A 256-nucleotide genomic window follows, 5' to 3' on the forward strand; every position below is an offset into this window, starting at 1 on the left:
AGATGTCCCAGACCCGCGGCTTTGGCGTTGGTGGCACCATTCATATCGTGATCAACAACCAGGTTGGTTTTACCACCAGCAAGCAGGAAGATGCGCGATCCACGGAATACTGTACCGACGTTGCCAAGATGATCCAGGCGCCGATTCTGCATGTGAATGCGGATGACCCTGAAGCGGTCATGTTCGTGACACAGATGGCGATGGATTATCGCAACGAATTCAAGAACGACGTGGTGATCGATCTGGTCTGCTATCG

Annotated in this window: 1 protein-coding gene; it reads left to right on the top strand. The window is 52.7% G+C overall.

The features are described from left to right. On the top strand, positions 1-256 hold a 256-nt coding region (locus B2W52_RS21205), incomplete at both ends, for a thiamine pyrophosphate-dependent enzyme (RefSeq protein ID WP_286804036.1).

This window comes from Marinobacter sp. UBA2498 (genome assembly GCF_002341575.1).
Taxonomy (GTDB): Bacteria; Pseudomonadota; Gammaproteobacteria; order Pseudomonadales; family Oleiphilaceae; genus Marinobacter; species Marinobacter manganoxydans.